The sequence below is a fragment of the Micromonospora aurantiaca ATCC 27029 genome, from assembly GCF_000145235.1.
Taxonomy (GTDB): Bacteria; Actinomycetota; Actinomycetes; order Mycobacteriales; family Micromonosporaceae; genus Micromonospora; species Micromonospora aurantiaca.
The window spans coordinates 4,468,185-4,485,573 of the sequence record NC_014391.1 but is presented as its reverse complement, the minus strand read 5'-3'; the positions used below and the strand labels follow the sequence as shown (position 1 = coordinate 4,485,573).

Here is a 17,389-nt window from a genome sequence, read left to right as displayed (position 1 = left end):
GCACGCGCCACCCCACCGTCGGTGCCCTCCGCCACCATCAGGAACCGCGACGAGGTGAAGAACGATCATGACTTCCCGGGTAGGCGCCGGCGGCTGGTACCGGAGCCGCGTCGTGTGGATCGAGGTGTGCCTGCTGGCCGCGTCGATCGGTGTGGCCGCCGTGGTCACCTCGACCACCCCGAGGACGGACCCGGCAGATCTCCGCCGGCAGATCCTGGCCCGGATGCGTACGACCCTCGAGCAGGCGGACCCGGCACATCACCAGCACGCCGGGCACACCGCCCCGCAGGTGCCGGCCGGAGAGCAGGCCGCGCCGGCGGTCGTCTGCGGAGTCCATGTCTACGGCCACGAGCCCACCGGGGCCGCCACCCTGGCCGACGTCCGGACGGTCTACGGCTTCCACCTCTGCGGCGTCGCCGAACAGAAGCGCCACTGGGACGGGGCGGTCAAACTCGTCGGCCCGGTGATCATGGACATGACCACCCAGCCTCCCGGCATCAAGGTGGTCGAGGCGACCGCCGACGTCAGGTTCGTCGACCGGCTACGGGAGATGTTCCCCGACAAGTACGAGGTCCTGGCACTCAGGGAGGCGTTGCCCCCGTCGGAGATGGCCGACCTGCGGCGCCGGTACGACGCCGCCGCCGGCCTCTGACCACGCCGAGCGGCCGATACCCGCGGCGCGGCGCCGCAGGCGGCGAGGGCGAGAACGCCGGCGGTCAAGGCGTCCGCACCGGGCAGGGAAGCGCTACGAGGACCGGACATGAGCGGATGTCGGACCGGCCCCTGGCCGCGCAGGATCACCTGATTCTCACGTCTCCGCCGGTGGTCGACGGGCTGCTCGTCCTGGAGTCCGGCGTCGCTGCGGACGCAGCGTGCCACGACGGTGCCGCAGCGCGTAGAGCGCCGCGCTGACCGCGAAGATCGCTGCGCTGGCCAGCAGCCAGCGGGCCAGCAGCGGCTGCGGGGTCAGGCCGGTCGCCGCCGTGTACGTGTCGCCGCCGAGCCCGAGGATGCCGGGAAGATAGACGAGCAGCAGCAGTCCGGAGGCGAGCGCGGGCACCCGCACGTGATTCAGCGCCGATCGGCGCCCGGGGCCGCACACCGCGGCGCGCAGCGCCCGGTCGACCAGCGCGTAGAAGGGGAACAGGAGCAGGTCGTGGGCGACGACCGCGCCGACGAACCAGAGCAGCATCCGGCCGGCGGCCGGTTCTCCGGCCAGCCGCAGAGCAATCCAGCCGGTCACCGCGAAGCAGCCCAGCAGGAGCAGCAGGTGCCAGGGCGCGGCGCCGTAGCCACGCCGGAACTCAGTCATCAGGCTGGTCCTCGAAGGTGATGTCGCGGACCCACTTCGTGCAGTGCACGCCCGGCAGCGCCGGCACGACGACCCGGGCGGGGTAGCCGTGGTCGGCCGAGAGGTCCACGCCGTTGACTCTCAGGGCGAGCAGCGAGTCGGGGTGGCGGACCTGGTTGACCTGTAACCGGGCCTGACGGAACAGACCGCCCCGTTCCAGCGACTCGACCCGCGCCACGGCGCTGCCGGCTGCGCCGACCAGCGCCGCGAGGTCCCGTAGCCGCACCCCCGTCCAGGTCTGCGTCGTCGACCAGCCCTCCACGCAGGCGATCGGCAGGTCCGCGGTGTGCTGCGTCATCGCGAGCAGGCCGTCGCGGTCCACCTCCACCGTGCGGCTGCCGGCGCGCACCGTCAGCCGCCACTGAGCACCGGTGTCGTCGGGTCGGACACCGGCCGCGGCGGCGGTCCGGTTGACCGGGAAACCGTTGGGTCCGTCGTCGTGCTGCCGGCCCCGTGGTAGCAGCAGCGCGGTACGGCGCAGCACCCCGTCCAGGCCCTGCCCGACGGTCAGCGCAGCCAGCAACAACGCGCCGCCCCCGGTCAGGGCGAGGACGCCACGCCGGCTCATCGTCGCCGGGCCGGGCCGGCGGGCCACCAGCCCGTCCGGATCCGGCGGCTCCGGCACTGTCTCCTCCGCCGTCGTACGCATGAAGCGCGGGCCGCGCAGCGCGGAGATCGTACGAGGAAGCTTGATCAGCACGTGCGCGACGAGGGCGGCGGTGAAGATCCAGGCGCCGTACCAGTGCGCGGTGTAGAAGTCGAATCCGAACAGGTAGGCGTACTGGATGTTGAGCAGGCCGGTGGCCGTCTCGAAGAGGATTCCGCCCACCAGGAGCAGTAGGGAGAGCCGTTCGAGCACCTGGGCCACGGACCGGGCCGGCGGCCAGTCGAACAGCTTGGGTACCACTGACCAGAGTTTCGCCACGACCACCGGTAGCAGCACGATGCCGAGCGTCACGTGCAGTCCCTGGGTGAGCCGGAACAGCCAGGCGGGACGGGTCGGCCAGTCGAAGACGGGAGGGTGCAGCCAGCCCACGTCGCTGGGAAATGCCTGGCCGAGCCGGGGACCGTACGCGATCCAGTCCAGGAAACCGGTGATGATCACCAACGGAAGCGTGGCGAGCAGGACGACGCCGAACACGGACGTCAGCCAGGGACCACGCACCGGACTGCGCCACGCGTCGGCGGCGGCGTCGGCTCCGGGCGGGCGATGCCGGTCCAACGTACGCCACAGCCGCGCCGGGTAGGCGGCAGGTGGTTCGTCGGACGGCGGGTCGGCTGGCACGGTTCCTCCAGTCGGCGAGGCCGTCGGACCGGACGCGACGGGCTTCGTGCAGGACGCTAACCGGCAACGGCGCCCTCGGGCGGGCTTTGCCGCATTACCGAAGGCTTACCGGCCGTCCCCTTACGAAGTGCTGACGTCGGAGCCGAACGAGCCCCGGCGGCTTCTCCGCTGACCTAGCGTGACGCAATGCGGGTACTCGTCACCGGCGCCGCCGGGTTCATCGGATCGCAGGTCGCGGACCTGCTCGTCGCGCAAGGCCATCAGGTGGTGTGCCTGGACGCGCTGTTGCCCCAGGCGCACGGGAGTGAGCCGCCCGAGTGGTTCCGCCGCCATGAACCGGTTGTCGGCGACATCCGCGATGCGCACCTGCTCGACGATCTGCTGGCGGGCGTCGACGCCGTGTGTCACCAGGCGGCGATGGTCGGGCACGGGCTGGACCCGTCGGACGCGCCCGACTACGTCAGCCACAACGACTACGGCACGGCGGTGCTGCTGGCAGCGATGCACCGGGCCGGCGTGTCTCGCCTGGTGCTGGCGAGTTCCATGGTCGTCTACGGCGAAGGGCGATACACGTGCGCCCGGCACGGCGTCGTCCGGCCGGCCCCGCGCCGCGCCGCCGATGTCGCCGTCGGCCGGTACGACCCCACCTGCCCGGTCTGCGCCGGCGCACTCGCCAGCGCGCTCGTGCCGGAGGACGCCCCGCTCGAACCGCGCAGCACCTACGCGGCCAGCAAACTGGCCCAGGAGAACCTGGCCGCCGCGTGGAGCCGGCAGACCGGGGCGGGGGTCTGGGCACTGCGCTACCACAACGTGTACGGCCCCCGGATGCCCCGCGACACGCCGTACGCCGGAGTCGCGTCGATCTTCCGGTCGGCGCTGGCCCACGGCCGGCCGCCGCGCCTCTACGAGGACGGCTTGCAGCAGCGCGACTTCGTGCACGTCTCCGACGTGGCGCGCGCCAACGTGCTGGCGCTGACCGCTCCGGCTCCGGACGGCCTGGTGCCGGTGAACGTCTGCTCCGGCCGGCCGCACACAGTCGGTGATCTCGCCACCGCCTTGGCGGCGGCGATGGACGGTCCGGCGCCGGTGGTCGTCGGCGGTGCCCGGCCGGCCGACGTGCGGCACGTGGTCGCCGACCCTCGCCGCGCACGTGACCTGCTCGGATACACCGCACGGGTCAGCTTCGCCGACGGGGTGGCCGCCTTCGCCACGGATCCGCTGCGGGAACGCGCCGCCGTGTCGGTCTGAGCGGCCCGCCCCGGCCCGCCACCGGCGGCAGGGCGGCTCACGAGACGGTGAACACGAGGTGATTGACGGCGAGGGCGGTGAGCGCCTGCCCGGCCAGCCACCAGCGGTGCGTCGCGGCGGGTAGGTGCGCCACGGCGACGAGCAGCCAGACCGTGAACGGTAGCCAGATCCGCTCGACCTCCGCCTTGCTCATGCCCGACAGGTCGGCGGCGAGCACCGCCAGCACCGCGGCGGCCGGTAGCAGAACGGTCGGCCCCAGTGTCCCGACCCGTCGCGCGAGCGCGCCGAGCCGCCGGTTCCGCACCGCGACGTGGGTCAGCGGGTCACCGCCAGGTGCTGGTCTGCCGGTGCCGGGCGTCCAAGCGGCCGGTGCCGGGGAACCGTCCCACCCTCGCCAGGCCCGGGCCGCGTGCAGAGTGCGGCGCAGTGCCGGTCCGACGACCGGACCGGCAGAGAGCAGCAGCGCCGCCAGGTTCGCCCAGACCCAGTAGGCGTACGGACGGTCGGCCGCCCAGCCTTGGTAGTAGCGCTCGACCACCCGGTCGTACCCCTGCCACCAGTGGAAACCCGCGACGGTGAACACCGTCGCCACAGTGGCCACCCCGGTCGCACCGGCGAGCAGCGCGGCAACCCGGCCTCCTGGACGCAGCGCGAGCACGACGAGAGCCAGGGGCGCGACGAGCACGAAGCCGTAGGACAGGTACAGCGCGAAGCCGAGCAGCACGCCGCCCGCCAACGCGGTCGCGGTTCCCCGCACGGCCAGCAGCGCGAGGCCGGCGGCCACTACCCCGGTGAAGAGACCGTCGGCGGAGGCACCCGCCCAGACCGCTCCGGGCAGCAGCACCAGGAACGGCAACGACGTGCGGGCGGCCCCTCCGGCGCCCAGTGCCCGTAGGACGATCGGCACGGACACCACGACGCTCGCCCCGACCAGGACGCAGGCCATCGCCGCGGCCGTGCCACCGCCCAGGCCGACCCGGTCGAGTGCGACGAACACCAGCAGGGCACCTGGTGGATGGCCGGCCGTGTGGGTGGACCACGAGTCCGGCTGGAAGTCCAGGATGCGGTCCGCGAAACCGGCCAGCATCCGCCCGACGTCGGTGACCCGGGGTACCTCGTGCAGATACTCCGCCTGCGCGGTGAGCCGTGTCGTCAGCCCCGCCGACCAGCCGTCCACCAGCGCCAGGGCGAGCGTCCAGCCGACCGCCGCCAGGTAGCCGACGGACAGCAGAGGGCCCCACCGGGCGGTGCGGGCCCACTGCGTTCCGGGGCCGACCACCGCGACGGCGATCGCCAACGCGGCCGGCGTGCCCCAGCCCAGGTGCGGTCTCCAGGTGGCGTAGAGCGGCGCGGCGTCGGCGTGCAGGCCCACTCCGGCGCGGTTGAGCATCGCGCCCACCGCCACGGCGGTGACCAGCAGCGTCGCCTCGACGCCCAGCACCAGCAGGTCCCCCCGGTGTCGATCCGGGAGGCGGTGGTGGACGGACGAGCGGGAAACGGTGGCACCGAGTCTCATGTCGACCGGACGGTACGGCTCGGTTCCTCCGCTGTCAGCCGCTTCGCCGGTACGTCACCGGACGGTAAGGAGTGTCGGCACGGTAAGTGTTCCGTAAGGTTGAATCGAGCGCGCACCGCCGTCGGGCGGCCCTAGCGTCGGCGGTATGCCGACACAGATCGACGTGGTGCTGCCGTGCCTGGACGAGGCCGCTGCTCTGCCCGCCGTGCTGACCGCGTTGCCGCCCGGGTACCGGGCGATCGTCGTTGACAACGGGTCGCGCGACGGCTCACCCGAGGTGGCCGCCCGGCACGGGGCCCGGGTGGTGCACGAACCACGGCGCGGGTACGGAGCGGCCGTGCACACCGGGGTCGAGGCCGCCGGCACGGAACTGGTCTGCGTGCTGGACGCCGACGGCTCCTTCGCTCCCCGGGAGTTACCCGCTCTGGTCGCCCTCGTCGCCGACGGGGTCGCTGATCTGGCCGTCGGCCGTCGCCGACCGGTCGGCGACGGGGTGTGGCCCTGGCACGCCCGGGCGGGCACGGCGCTGGTCGCCGCGCTGCTGCGGCACCGGGGCATGCCGCTGCGCGACCTCAGCCCGATGCGGGTGGCGCGCCGGGAGGCGCTGCTCGCCCTTGGGGTCACCGACCGGGCCTTCGGCTATCCGCTGGAGCTGTTGATCCGAGCCGCCGCGGCGGGCTGGCGCATCCACGAGGTGGACGTCACCTACGCACCGCGCGCTGCCGGCACCCGTTCCAAGGTCTCCGGCTCGGTACGGGGCACCCTGCGGGCCACCCGAGACTTCGCCGCCGTGTTGCGTACCGTCCGGAAGTCGCGGTGACCGTCGTACTGGTGATGGCCAAGGCGCCCGTGCCCGGTCTGGTGAAGACCCGGCTGTGCCCGCCGGTGACTCCCGTCCAGGCCGCCCTGCTGGCCGCCGCCGCGCTGCTCGACACCCTGGACGCCGTCCGGGGGACACCAGGGGTGACGCCGGTTCTGGCGTTGGCCGGACATCTCGCGGAAGCCGTGGACGGCGTGGAGCTGACCGCCGCCCTTGCCGGTTGGTCGGTTCTGCCGCAGCGCGGCACGGACCTCGCCGACCGGCTCGCGCACGCCCACCTCGACGTCGCCGAGATGTTCCCCGGCCGCTGGGTGCTGCAGATCGGGATGGACACTCCGCAACTGACCCCGGCGGCGCTGGCCGCCGCCGTGCGCCGGCTCGAAGATGCCGACGCGGCGCTCGGCTTCGCCCACGACGGCGGCTGGTGGGCGCTCGGGCTGCGCGACCCCCGGCAGGCCGTGATGCTACGGGCGGTGCCGATGTCGACGCCGGTCACGGGCCGATCGACATGGTCCGCGCTGACCGGACGCGGGTTACGCCCCGTGCCGCTGCCCGTGCTGCGGGACGTGGACGACTGGTCCGACGCGCACGCCGTGGCGTCGGCGGTCCCGGACGGCCGGTTCGCCCGCCAGGTCGAGGCCGTGCGTCGCGACATGGTGGTACGTGCGTGAACGGGGACGGATTCGCCTCCGCGCTACGCGACCCCGCCGGAGACGTGCACTGGCTGGTGCCTGCGGACGGGCCCAGCCGCCGCCTGCCGGTGGAGCGGTGGCATCGGCAGGCCACAGCCGCGGAGGCGACGGTGGTGGCCCGCTGTGCCGGCGCCGGTGCCTGCAGGGGCAGGCCCACGTGGAGACCGGACGACACCGGCGGACCCCCTTCCGCCGGGCGTGGCTGGACCCGGATGCGATGTCAGGTGTCGCTGTGGCGGCGCGCTCGCCGATGACAACCGGGAGATCTACGAGGACATCGTGCGGCTGGCCGGTGGCCCCGGCCGGACCCGGATCGGCATCGTCACCGCCGCCGCGCCGGTGCGGGCCGAGGATCCGACGCCGGCACTCCGGACTGCAACAACGGCGACTGCTACGCCGGCCTCTTCCGGACCTGCGGGGCGGCCGACGCCCAGTGGATCCCGATCGACCTCGACCACCCGGGCGCCGCCGGCGACCGGTACCGCTACGTCACCACGATGACACCACAGCCCGGGCGACCGCTCCGATACGTAACCGAATTCCGGAATCCTACTTCTTATCTCGGGTAGGATCGGTGGTGTGGAGGCGTCACCGTTCCATGGCGTGGTGGCCTGCCTGGCCACCATGCACGGCAAACAGTGGGCGCTGCGTCCGCTGCTGCGACGACGGCTCGGGATGAGTGTGCGGGTGGCGCCGGTGGACACCGACGCGCTCGGTACGTTCACCGGCGAGGTGCGGCGGGTCGGCTCGGCGCGGGAGACCGTGGTGCGCAAGGCCCGGCTCGGGATGGCCGCGACCGGGTCCGTGGTCGGGCTGGCCAGCGAAGGGGCGTTCGGCCCGTACCCGGCGGCTCCCTGGACTCCTGCCGACGTGGAGTACGTGGCGCTCGTCGACGACCGGTCGGGTCTGACCCTGGTGGAGAGCGCTCTGAGCGTCGAGACCAACCACGGCCAGGTGGTCACCGACGGTCGGGACCGCGGCGCCGTGCTCGCGTTCCTGCGCCGGGCCGGGTTCCCGCACCACGCGGTCGTCGTCCGGCCCGCGGCCGGGCCCGGTCGGCCGGTCAAGGGACTCCGCCGGCTCGCCGACGTCCTCGTCGCCGTCCGGCGGGCCGCCCTCGACTCCGCCGACGGCACCGCCGTGCTCGGCGCGGACCTGCGGGCCCACGTCAATCCGACCCGGATGCGGGTCATCGCCGCCGCCGCCGACCGGTTGGCCCGGCGTCTCGCCACGCCCTGTCCCGCCTGTGCGGCGCCGGGATTCGGCCTGGTCGGCACCGAGCCGGGACTGCCCTGCCGCGACTGCGGCACGCCCACCGCCCACCACGCGCTGCTGGTCTCGGGATGCGGCAGGTGCGCGTACCGCTCGCGCCGGCCCGTGGGCGGCGCCGCGGACCCCGGTGCGTGCCCGGTGTGCAACCCCTGATGAGGCGTTGCCCCACTCAGTGCGACCGCATCGACGCGTTGTTCGGTGGCCGCAGGCGGCAGGCCCGCCGGGCCGGCGGTGGCAGCGCGGGCCGCACCTCGTTGAGGAGGCGGTCCGCGTCGTGCCAGATCATGCCGTGGATGCCGCAGCGGCCGGAGCGGACGGCCTGGTCGAGCAGGGGGGACCGGCGGCGCAGGGCGGTGAGCGTGGCGCGTACCCGGTCCGGCCCGCTGCCGCCCGCCAGGGAGCAGGAGGCGTGGCCCAGCACGACCAGCAGGGGTGCGCCGAGGCGCGCGACCGCGTACTCCAGACTGCCCAGCGCGGCCGGGCCGACCTGCAGGCCGGCGGTGCGGACCGCGTAGACGTCGACGCCGCCGAACACGGTCACGGCCTCGGGCTGCGGGTCGGCGCACGACAGGACCGCGGCCACCGGTGTCGCGCCGGCCGACGGGACGGGAAGGCCGCCGGCCCGGAACCGGTGGTGCCCGGCGCGTAGCCGGGCGAGGGCGAAGCTCGGGCTGGTCTGCCACACCTGCGACGGGGATCCGGTCGCGTCCATCGCTCCTCCTCGTGCCGAGCCACTGTCGTGCGTCTCACGATACACGAATTAGGAATCGTGTAATACAGTGCGCGTGTCTGAGGAGGTGACGATGTCCGTCGCACTGGTTCTGGGAGTCCTGGCCGGGCCCGCATCGGCGGCGCTGTGCGCGCTGGCGGTACCCGATCCCCGTCGAGCCGCCCGGGTGGTGGGGGCGCTGCTCGCTCTCACCGCCGCCGCGGCCGCCGTGCTGCTGGCCCGGGTCGCGTACGACCCGGTGGTCCCGGCGCTCCTGCTCCGGCTCGACCCACCCGGGCCGGCGTTCTCCGTGGGGATCCGGCTCGACCGGTTCACTGCGCTGTTCGCGCTCCTCGTCTGCGGGCTCGCCGCCGTCGTCGCCGGCTACGCGCGCCGCTATCTCGACGGCGAGCCGGGCGCCCGCGCCCTGCAGGCCCGGATCGCGGCGGCCACCACGGCGACCCTGGTGATGACCACCGCGCCCAGCCTCGTGCAACTGGCCGTCGGCTGGATCGCGGCCGGGCACCTGCTCATCGGGCTCATCGGCTACTACCGGGAGCAGCCCCGGGTACGGGCGGCGGTGCGCCGTACCCGGGCGGTGTTCCTCGTCGGCGACGTGGCCCTGGTCGCCGGCCTGGCGCTGCTGGTCGCGCCGACGGGCGACGCCGACCTGGACGCGGTCCGGGCGGCCGCCGGCGACCGGCCCGGCTGGCTCCTGGCCGCCGTCGGCGGGCTGCTGCTGGTGGCCGGCGCGGTGCGATCGGCCCAGGTGCCGGCGCACCGCTGGCTGCCGTACACCCTGGACGCCCCGACCCCGGTCTCCGCCTTCCTGCACGCAGGCATGGTCAACATCGCCGGCTTCCTGATGATCACACTGGCGCCGGTGGTGGTCGCCACACCCGGCGTGATGCCGGCGATGGTGCTGACCGGCCTCGTGACCGCGGTGTCCGGGACGGTGTTCGCCGCGGTGCGCACCGACGTCAAGGGCACCCTCGCCCGGTCCACTGTCGCGCAGATGGGCTTCATGCTCGCCCAGTGCGGGCTCGGCGCGTTCGGCCTGGCCGCCGTGCACCTGGTCGGGCACGCGGTCTACAAGGCGTACGCGTTCCTGTCCGCCGGCGGCGCGCTCCAGGCCCAGGCGCGGACCGCGGCCGCGCCCCGCCCGGTCGGCCCGCCCCGGACCCGGACCGTGGCGCTGGCCGGCGCGGCGGTGCTCGCCGCCGTGGCGCTCACCGAGCTGTCGCTCGGCGCCAGCCCGAGCGGCCTGCTCAGCGCCGTCCTGGCCGGTGCGGCCGCGCTGACCGCGGTGCGGTCGGCGCTCGCGGACCGCGAGGTGCCGGCGCGGACCGCTGTCGCGATCACCCTCGCGGCGGGCGCGCTGGCCGGCGGCTACCTGGTCGCCGGTCGGGCCGTCGCCCGGTGGCTGGGGCTGCCGACCTCGGTGACGGACGCCGGGGTGGGCGTCGCGGCGGTCACGCTGGCCCTGGTGGCCGTCGCCGGCGCGTTCCTGGTGCGCCGGCACGGCGCCGCGCTGTGGTGGTGGGCCTGGCGTGACGGCGCCGGCGCGTGGTGGCGCCGGTCCGCCGGCGTGGCGGCGGGGGAGCCGGCCGCCTGGGCCGTGACCGCCGTACGCCGCCGCGACGCGTCCGACCGGTCGGACGCCGCCCGGGTCGTCGCCGCGCTGGCCGCTGCCGGTGACCACGTCGCCGCGGTCTGGCCGCTGGACACGTTCGTGGCGGTCAACCCGCTCGCCGGCCGGGAGCGGGTGCCGTTCGCGCGGGCCACTGCCGAGCTGCGGGCGCTCGGCGGCGCGCGGACCCACCTGCCGGCCGACGAGTACCGGCGGCGGCTGCGCGACGGCGAGATCGAGCCGGCCGACCTGACCGCGGTGCTCCCCCCGGCGGCCTCGGCGCCGGTCACGCTCGGCGGACGGTCGATCATGGCCGCGGACCTCCAGGTCGCTGCACTGGCCCACCCGGTGCACGACGGACCGCCCCCGCCACCCGACCTGCTCGCCGTGGCGCGGCGCCGGCTCGCGGTGACCCGGCCCGCCGTCGAGGCCGACCCGGACCCGCTCACCCTGGCCGAGTTGCTCGACCGGGTCCTGGGTACCCGGATCGGCGCCGACGTCGACGAGCTGGTGGCCGGCTGGTGCGCGGCGCACTGCGGCCGTCCGGCCGCCCGCTGGCCGGTTCCCGGCCCGGCCGACGAGAGCTGCTGGGCGCGCTGGCGGCGGGTGGCCGGCGTCGACCGCGCGGGCGTCAGCGGCCTGCGGGCACTCGTCGCCGCGCTGCCCGCCGAGCCCGAGCGGGCAGTCGCCCTGCTCCTGCGCGCCCTCGGCGTGGCGCCGGCGGCCTGGCCGGCGTATCTCACCCGGTCCCTGCTCCGGTTGCCGGGCTGGGCCGGCTACGCCCGCTGGTCTCAGACGCGTCCCGGTGAGCGACCGGACCTGACCCCGCTGGACCTGCTCGCGGTCCGGCTCAGCTACGAGCTGGCGCTGGCCGGCACCGCCACCCACCGCCACCTCGGCGTCCCGCCGACGCTCCAAGCGGTGACCGCCGCGACGACCCCCACCGCCGCGACGCCGACCGCCGTGTCGACGCCCACCGCCGGGACGGCGGGGACCGTACCGGCCGCCGGTGCGCCGGGGACGGACGAGCCGGCGGCTCTCGCCCGGCTGGTCGCGGCGCTCGGCGTCGACGCGCCGGCCCTGGCGCTGCTGCCCGAGGAGACGGTGGCGGTGGTGCGCGACGTGGTGGCCGAGCTGTCCCCGGCGCGGCAGGCCGAGGTGTGGCTCGCCGCCGCGGAGCACGCATACCGGCGTCGGCTGCGGAACCGGCTGGACCACGGGGCGCGGCCGCGCCCACGCCGCGCCGCCCGCGTCACCCCGCTCGCCCAGGCGGTGTTCTGCATCGACGTGCGCAGCGAGGGCCTGCGCCGGCACCTGGAGGCGGCCGGGCCGGTGGACACCTACGGCTTCGCCGGCTTCTTCGGCCTACCCGTGCGCACCGTGGCGGCCGATGCCGCCCGGGGCCGGGACCGCTGCCCGGTGCTCATGCGACCGGTGGCCACCGTCGGGGAGACCGCCGACGCCACGCGGGTACGCCGCCGGCGGGCCCGGCAGGCGTGGCGCCGGGCGTTCGCCTCGGCCAAGGCCGACCCGGTCGGCGCGTTCGCCTTCGTGGAGGTCGCCGGCGTGCTCGCCACCGCCGCCCTGGCGGTGCGCGCCGTGGCGCCGGGCCGGTTCGCGCCACCCGCCGACGACACCGCGCCGACGGTGGCCGACCTCGCCGCCGCCCTGACCCTCGACGAGCAGGTCTACTACGCGGAGGCGACGCTGCGCACCGTCGGGCTGACGACCGGCTTCGCCCCGCTGGTGCTGCTCTGCGGGCACGGGGCCACCAGCACCAACAACCCCTACGCGGCCGCGCTCGACTGCGGCGCCTGCGGCGGCAACCGGGGCGGGGTCAGCGCCCGGCTGGTCGCCGCGCTGCTCAACCGGCCCGAGATCCGCGAGGCGCTGGTCGCCCGGGGGATCCACCTGCCCGCCGACACCCACGTCCTGGCCGGCGAGCACGACACCGTCACCGACGAGGTGCGCCTGTTCGATGTCGACACCGTCCCCGTCCGGCTGCGCCCGCACGTCGACGACCTGACGCGCCGGCTCGCCGAGGCGGGAGCGGGTCTGCGCGCGGAACGGGCCACCCGGCTGCCCGGCCGGCCGGGCTCCCGCCACCTGCCCGGCCGCGCCTCGGACTGGGCCCAGGTGCGGCCGGAGTGGGCGCTGGCCGGCAACGCCGCGTTCATCGCCGCGCCGCGCGAGCTGAGCGCCGGGCGCGATCTCGGCTGCCGCACGTTCCTGCACTCCTACGACTGGACCGCGGATCCGGACGCGGTCGCGCTGGAGACGATCATGACGGGCCCGCTCGTCGTGGCGTCCTGGATCAACCTCCAGTACTACTTCTCCACGGTGGATCCGCACCGCCTCGGTGCCGGCACCAAGACCGTGCACACCGTCCTCGGCGACGCGCTCGGCGTCCTCTCCGGATCCGGTGGCGACCTGCGTGCCGGGCTGCCGCTGCAGTCCGTCGACGACGGGACACGGCCGGCGCACGACCCGCTGCGGCTGCTCGCCGTGGTCCACGCCCCGCACCACCTCGTCGACACCGTGCTCGGCCGCAACCCGGCCCTGCGCCAGCTGATCGACGGCGGCTGGATGTCCCTGACCGTCATCGACCCCCGTACCGGCGAATGGAGTGACCCGGGCGGATCCCGGCGCACCACGCCGCTCCCGGCCCTCGGCCCAGAGAAGGAGTACAGCGTATGAACGAGCTCGGACTGACGCGCATGGTCAAGGTGGAGGTCGTGACCCGCGCCGACGACGTCGACGCCGTCCGGACGCTGCTGCACGCCTCCGGCGTGAGCGGTTGGACCAGCCTCAGCGGGGTCTCCGGCTTCGGCCACCACGGCACCCACGAGGGCCGGCTGCTCTTCAACGACCGGGCCGGACTCGTCATGGTGATCGCCGTGCTGCCGCTCGAGCGGGCCGAGCCGGTCGCCGTCGGCCTGCGCGACATCCTGGCCCACCGGCCCGGCGTCATGTTCGTCAGTGAGGCATGGGTGAGCCGGCCCGAGTACTTCGGCGCCGATCGACCGGCGGGCCCGGTGACCTGAAGGGGGCGAGTCGCGTCCGGGCGGGGTGGCGACCGCCGCCCCGCCCCGCCCCGCCGTGGCGGCCGGACCCGGCCGAGGAGGCCCTCGGGCACGTCCGGTCGTCCGCCGCTGTACGCACCCGGCCGACGCCCGCATCCCAGCTGATGCGCTCGTTCACGCGCGCGGCGGGTCCAGGAAGCGTTGTGCCAGTTCGGCGAGGGTGTCGGCGGTGTTGTCGACGGGCGCCGTCGGCAGCACGATGTGGCTGACGACCAGTCGCGCGAGGGATTCGGCGCCGACGGCGACTTCATCGGGAGGCACCCGGGGCAGGTGCGTGTCCGCCCACTCCCTCAGCACCGTGACGGCGGCGGCCAGGGCCAGGTCGGCGCGGGTGGTCAGGTAGGGGAGCAGGGCGTCGGTGCCCCGGGCACTGTTGAGGACGGCTTTGACCAGCGGGTCGGTGCCGGCCTGCGTCAACACGAACGTGACTGCGGCATGGACGGCGGCTCGCACGTCGCCGCCGTGGGCGGACAACGCCTCCCGCACACCGTCCATGAACCGGTCGATCTCGCGGTGTGCGATGGCTTCGCCCAGTCCGGCCTTGTTGGTGAACTCGTTGTAGAGCGTCTGCCTGCTCACGCCCACGCGGGCCGCCACGTCGGCCATTCGTACCGCGTCCCAGCCGCGGTCGATCGCCAGGTCGCGGCCGGCCGTGATGACCGTGTCACGCAGGTGCCGGCGCGCGGTGTGGCGATAAGGCGGAGGGGCGGCCATGGTGCGTCGAGTCTATCGAGTAGACACACATGCCTTGCGTGTCTACTCAATTGACGCAGAGCCGGATATTGTCAAGCGTGGTTATCCGTGTGACAGTCGACGCAGCGCTCGACACTCCGGAGGCGGTACATGCAGACCTCGATCGATGCTCCAGCCGCCGGCTGGCGTGACGGCAAGAAGCACCTGTGGCCACTGGCTCTCCTCGTGCCGGTGCTGCCGTTTCTGGCGTACGCGTTGTGGCAGGCCGGCGCCGGACCCGCTGCCTGGTGGCTCACCCCGGCGGTGGTCTTCGGACTCATCCCGATCATCGACGTGCTGCTCGGTGACGACGGAGAGAACCCGCCCGACGACATCGCCCGGCGGTTGCAGGAGGTCCGCTACTACCGCTGGATCACGTTCCTGTTCCTGCCGGTGCAGTACGCCGCCCTGCTGCTCGGAGCGTGGGTCTGGACGCGTGGCGGCCTCGGTGCCGCCGGCGCCGCCGGCCTGGTCGCCACCATCGGGATCGTCAACGGACTGGCCATCAACACCGCACACGAGCTCGGCCACAAGCGCGAAACGGTCGAGCGGTGGTTGTCGAAGATCGCCCTCGCGCCCACCGGGTACGGCCACTTCTACGTCGAGCACAACCGCGGGCACCATGTCCGTGTCGCCACACCGGAGGACCCGGCCAGCGCCAGGCTGGGGGAGAGCTTCTACTCGTTCTGGCCGCGTACGGTCTGGGGCAGCCTCATCTCGGCGTGGCGGCTGGAGATCGGCCGCTTCCGGCTGCGGCACAAGAGCCCGTGGACGCTGCGTAACAACCTGCTCAACGCCGGGCTCATGACCGTCGTGCTCTTCGCCCTGCTGATCGCTGTGTTCGGCTGGCGGCTCGTGCCCTTCCTGTTCCTGCAGGCGATCGTCGGCTTCTCGCTGCTGGAAGCGGTCAACTACCTCGAGCACTACGGATTGTGCCGCCGGCGCACCGCCACCGGCCGCTTCGAGAAGGTCGACCCACGGCACAGCTGGAACAGCGACCGCGTCGTCACCAACGTGTTCCTCTTTCAACTGCAACGCCACAGTGACCACCACGCCAACCCGCTGCGCCGCTACCAGACGCTGCGCAGCTTCGACGTCTCGCCGCGACTGCCCGGAGGCTACGCCTCGATGGTGTTGCTCGCTCTCGTTCCGCCGCTGTGGTACCGGGTGATGAACCCACGGGTTCTGGCGCACTACGGCGGCGACCTGAACCTCGCCAATCGCAACCCCCGCGCCGAGGCCCGACTGCGTCGCCGCTACGGCCGGCCCGCAGCGGACACCACAGCGGTCCACGCCGCCTGACCCGACCCGGTGTAGGTCTGACGGCACCTCTCCGTGTCAGGGCGTAGGATTTCGGTTCCTGCACGGAACGGGGCCGTGCCCGGCCGGTCGCGCCGCTTCGGCCTCGCCGGGCGCCGTGGCGTCCGGGACGAAGGGTGGACACCCCGGATGCACCAGCGGATCCTGCTGCGAGCCCGCAAGGGCCCGTTCGACGTCGTCACCGCCGAGGAGACCTACGAGCGGGACTGGATCGGCAAGAACAGCGGCAACCTGGTCTTCAGCCACGCCGCGCACAAGCTGCTGTCCACCTCGACGGCGGAGATCACCCCGTCGCGGTTCCGGACGGACCCGCGCGATGCCGACGAGATCAACGAGAAGTACGACGTCTTCGTGATCCCGCTGGCGAACGCGTTCCGCCACGACTACGTGAACCGGTTGACGTCGATGACCCGGCTGATCGAGCGGCTCAAGATCCCGGTGGTGGTGCTCGGGGTCGGGGCGCAGACCGACGTGGACGGCGACCGGGAGTACCTGCGCCCGATCGACGAGCCGGTGAAGGCGTTCTGCCGGGCGGTGCTGGACCGATCGCACAGCATCGGCGTACGCGGCGAGATCAGCGAGAACTACCTGCGTACGCTGGGGTTCTCCGCCGTCGAGCAGATCGGCTGTCCGTCGATGTTCCTGCACGGCGACAGCCTCCGGGTCGAGAAGGCGAAGGCCACCCTGGACACCGAGGATCGGCTCGCGTTCGTCATCTCGCCGTACGTCCGCGCGTTGGCCCCGATCGTCCAGCACCACCACCAGCGCTACCCGAATCTGCGCTACGTGGCGCAGGGCCTGTACACCCTCGGCACCCTGCTCTACGGCGACGCACCGAAGTTGCGCGGCAAGACCGACGACATGCCGATCCACACCTCACACCCGCTCTTCGTCGAGGACAAGGTGCGGATGTTCATGGACCCGTGGCCCTGGATGGAGTATCTCTCCGGATTCGACTTCGCCTTCGGCACCCGGATCCACGGCACCATCACGGCGCTGATCTCCGGCACTCCCGGGTATCTCCTCGCACACGACTCGCGCACCCTGGAACTGGCCCGCTACTTCGACATCCCGCACCGGTTGATGCGCGACGTGCTGGCCGACGTCGACGCCGCCCGACTCTACGAGGAAGCCGACTACACGGCCCTGAACGAGGGCCACAAGGAGCGCTTCGCGCGGATCACCGCGTTCCTCGCCAAGCACGACCTCGGCCTGTCGTTCGCCGACGGGGACAGCGCCACCCGCTTCGACGAGCAGGTCCGCCGAACCGTCTACCCGCCGGCGGTCCGGCCGGCCTCCGCCTACACGGCCGAGGAACTGCTGACGCGCATCCAATGGCTGCGGGACGAGAACCGGACGCTGCAGCAGAAGCTCACGGCACGCCGCGCGCAGCCACTGCGCGACCAGGTCAAGCAAGCGGTGGGCCGCCGGGTCCGCCGGATGCTGTCGCGCTGACCGTCGTACGCCTGCTCGGCAGCGGAATGGCCGGCGCCGCGACGGCGGCGTTCGGCGTGGCGGTGCGATCAGCCCGCCGCGAATCGCGAGAACCCTTCTTATTTCCATCGACCGGAATTACGCTCTGGGCCAGCCCCGAGGTGCATCACATCGGAGGTTCCTATGAGGACGATGACCATCCGTCGCACGACTGCACTCCGCCTGGTGTCCGGCGCACGCCGCCTGTGGATCGAGTGGTGCTGGTAACTGCCGGCCCGGCGGGCGCTCCCGGGCGCC

Annotated in this window: 14 protein-coding genes; 9 read left to right on the top strand and 5 right to left on the bottom strand. The window is 73.8% G+C overall.

What is annotated here, in order from left to right:
* Window positions 1-67 precede the first annotated feature (67 nt).
* Window positions 68-652, top strand: coding sequence for a hypothetical protein (locus tag MICAU_RS19645; RefSeq protein ID WP_013287100.1), 585 nt, complete (start codon window positions 68-70; stop codon window positions 650-652).
* Between the two features lie 156 nt (window positions 653-808).
* Here MICAU_RS19645 and MICAU_RS19640 read toward each other — a convergent pair whose 3' ends face one another.
* Complete coding sequence (locus tag MICAU_RS19640; protein ID WP_013287099.1) at window positions 809-1,312, bottom strand: hypothetical protein; 504 nt, start codon at window positions 1,310-1,312, stop codon at window positions 809-811.
* Entirely contained in the window at window positions 1,305-2,636 is a 1,332-nt protein-coding gene (locus MICAU_RS19635) for a molybdopterin-dependent oxidoreductase (protein ID WP_013287098.1), read from the bottom strand. Before MICAU_RS19635 ends, MICAU_RS19640 begins: the two co-directional genes overlap by 8 nt.
* A gap of 186 nt (window positions 2,637-2,822) precedes the next feature.
* Here MICAU_RS19635 and MICAU_RS19630 point away from each other — a divergent pair, with 186 nt between their 5' ends.
* Entirely contained in the window at window positions 2,823-3,884 is a 1,062-nt protein-coding gene (locus MICAU_RS19630) for an NAD-dependent epimerase/dehydratase family protein (protein ID WP_013287097.1), read from the top strand.
* A gap of 37 nt (window positions 3,885-3,921) precedes the next feature.
* On the opposite strand, the gene MICAU_RS19625 is transcribed toward MICAU_RS19630, so the two are convergent.
* A complete protein-coding gene (locus MICAU_RS19625; protein ID WP_041799048.1) occupies window positions 3,922-5,400 on the bottom strand; it encodes a hypothetical protein in 1,479 nt (492 codons plus the stop codon).
* Window positions 5,401-5,545: 145 nt separating this feature from the next.
* On the opposite strand from MICAU_RS19625, the gene MICAU_RS19620 reads away from it, so the two are divergent.
* From MICAU_RS19620 to MICAU_RS19610, 3 genes are all read left to right on the top strand, one after another.
* Window positions 5,546-6,220, top strand: a complete 675-nt coding sequence (locus tag MICAU_RS19620) for a glycosyltransferase family 2 protein (protein WP_013287095.1) — start codon at window positions 5,546-5,548, stop codon at window positions 6,218-6,220.
* On the top strand, window positions 6,217-6,891 hold the full coding sequence (locus MICAU_RS19615; RefSeq protein WP_013287094.1) for a TIGR04282 family arsenosugar biosynthesis glycosyltransferase: 675 nt from the start codon (window positions 6,217-6,219) through the stop codon (window positions 6,889-6,891). Before MICAU_RS19620 ends, MICAU_RS19615 begins: the two co-directional genes overlap by 4 nt.
* A 600-nt stretch (window positions 6,892-7,491) precedes the next feature.
* Window positions 7,492-8,337, top strand: a complete 846-nt coding sequence (locus MICAU_RS19610; RefSeq protein ID WP_013287093.1) for a DUF6671 family protein — start codon at window positions 7,492-7,494, stop codon at window positions 8,335-8,337.
* A gap of 16 nt (window positions 8,338-8,353) precedes the next feature.
* Here the strand turns inward: MICAU_RS19610 and MICAU_RS19605 are convergent, their stop codons facing one another.
* Complete coding sequence (locus MICAU_RS19605) at window positions 8,354-8,896, bottom strand: carbonic anhydrase (protein ID WP_013287092.1); 543 nt, start codon at window positions 8,894-8,896, stop codon at window positions 8,354-8,356.
* Between the two features lie 91 nt (window positions 8,897-8,987).
* Here MICAU_RS19605 and MICAU_RS19600 point away from each other — a divergent pair, with 91 nt between their 5' ends.
* Both MICAU_RS19600 and MICAU_RS19595 read left to right on the top strand, forming a co-directional pair.
* Window positions 8,988-13,220 carry a putative inorganic carbon transporter subunit DabA gene (locus tag MICAU_RS19600; RefSeq protein ID WP_013287091.1) on the top strand — a complete coding sequence of 1,411 codons (4,233 nt, stop codon included), beginning with the start codon at window positions 8,988-8,990 and terminating at the stop codon, window positions 13,218-13,220.
* Window positions 13,217-13,567 carry a DUF190 domain-containing protein gene (locus MICAU_RS19595; RefSeq protein WP_013287090.1) on the top strand — a complete coding sequence of 117 codons (351 nt, stop codon included), beginning with the start codon at window positions 13,217-13,219 and terminating at the stop codon, window positions 13,565-13,567. Before MICAU_RS19600 ends, MICAU_RS19595 begins: the two co-directional genes overlap by 4 nt.
* Window positions 13,568-13,720: 153 nt before the next feature.
* Here the strand turns inward: MICAU_RS19595 and MICAU_RS19590 are convergent, their stop codons facing one another.
* Window positions 13,721-14,320 carry a TetR/AcrR family transcriptional regulator gene (locus MICAU_RS19590; RefSeq protein WP_013287089.1) on the bottom strand — a complete coding sequence of 200 codons (600 nt, stop codon included), beginning with the start codon at window positions 14,318-14,320 and terminating at the stop codon, window positions 13,721-13,723.
* A gap of 129 nt (window positions 14,321-14,449) precedes the next feature.
* Between MICAU_RS19590 and MICAU_RS19585 the strand changes: the two genes are divergently transcribed.
* Together MICAU_RS19585 and MICAU_RS19580 are read left to right on the top strand one after the other, a co-directional pair.
* A complete protein-coding gene (locus MICAU_RS19585; protein ID WP_013287088.1) occupies window positions 14,450-15,640 on the top strand; it encodes an alkane 1-monooxygenase in 1,191 nt (396 codons plus the stop codon).
* Between the two features lie 147 nt (window positions 15,641-15,787).
* Window positions 15,788-17,113 carry a polysaccharide pyruvyl transferase family protein gene (locus MICAU_RS19580; protein WP_013287087.1) on the top strand — a complete coding sequence of 442 codons (1,326 nt, stop codon included), beginning with the start codon at window positions 15,788-15,790 and terminating at the stop codon, window positions 17,111-17,113.
* Window positions 17,114-17,389: the final 276 nt, after the last annotated feature.

Coding starts and splice junctions, on each gene's coding strand:
- MICAU_RS19605 (WP_013287092.1), bottom strand. CDS start 8,896: ATGGACGCGACCGGATCCCCGTCGCAGGTGTGGCAGACCAGCCCGAGC.
- MICAU_RS19600 (WP_013287091.1), top strand. CDS start 8,988: ATGTCCGTCGCACTGGTTCTGGGAGTCCTGGCCGGGCCCGCATCGGCG.
- MICAU_RS19630 (WP_013287097.1), top strand. CDS start 2,823: ATGCGGGTACTCGTCACCGGCGCCGCCGGGTTCATCGGATCGCAGGTC.
- MICAU_RS19595 (WP_013287090.1), top strand. CDS start 13,217: ATGAACGAGCTCGGACTGACGCGCATGGTCAAGGTGGAGGTCGTGACC.
- MICAU_RS19645 (WP_013287100.1), top strand. CDS start 68: ATGACTTCCCGGGTAGGCGCCGGCGGCTGGTACCGGAGCCGCGTCGTG.
- MICAU_RS19640 (WP_013287099.1), bottom strand. CDS start 1,312: ATGACTGAGTTCCGGCGTGGCTACGGCGCCGCGCCCTGGCACCTGCTG.
- MICAU_RS19625 (WP_041799048.1), bottom strand. CDS start 5,400: ATGAGACTCGGTGCCACCGTTTCCCGCTCGTCCGTCCACCACCGCCTC.
- MICAU_RS19620 (WP_013287095.1), top strand. CDS start 5,546: ATGCCGACACAGATCGACGTGGTGCTGCCGTGCCTGGACGAGGCCGCT.
- MICAU_RS19585 (WP_013287088.1), top strand. CDS start 14,450: ATGCAGACCTCGATCGATGCTCCAGCCGCCGGCTGGCGTGACGGCAAG.
- MICAU_RS19590 (WP_013287089.1), bottom strand. CDS start 14,320: ATGGCCGCCCCTCCGCCTTATCGCCACACCGCGCGCCGGCACCTGCGT.
- MICAU_RS19580 (WP_013287087.1), top strand. CDS start 15,788: ATGCACCAGCGGATCCTGCTGCGAGCCCGCAAGGGCCCGTTCGACGTC.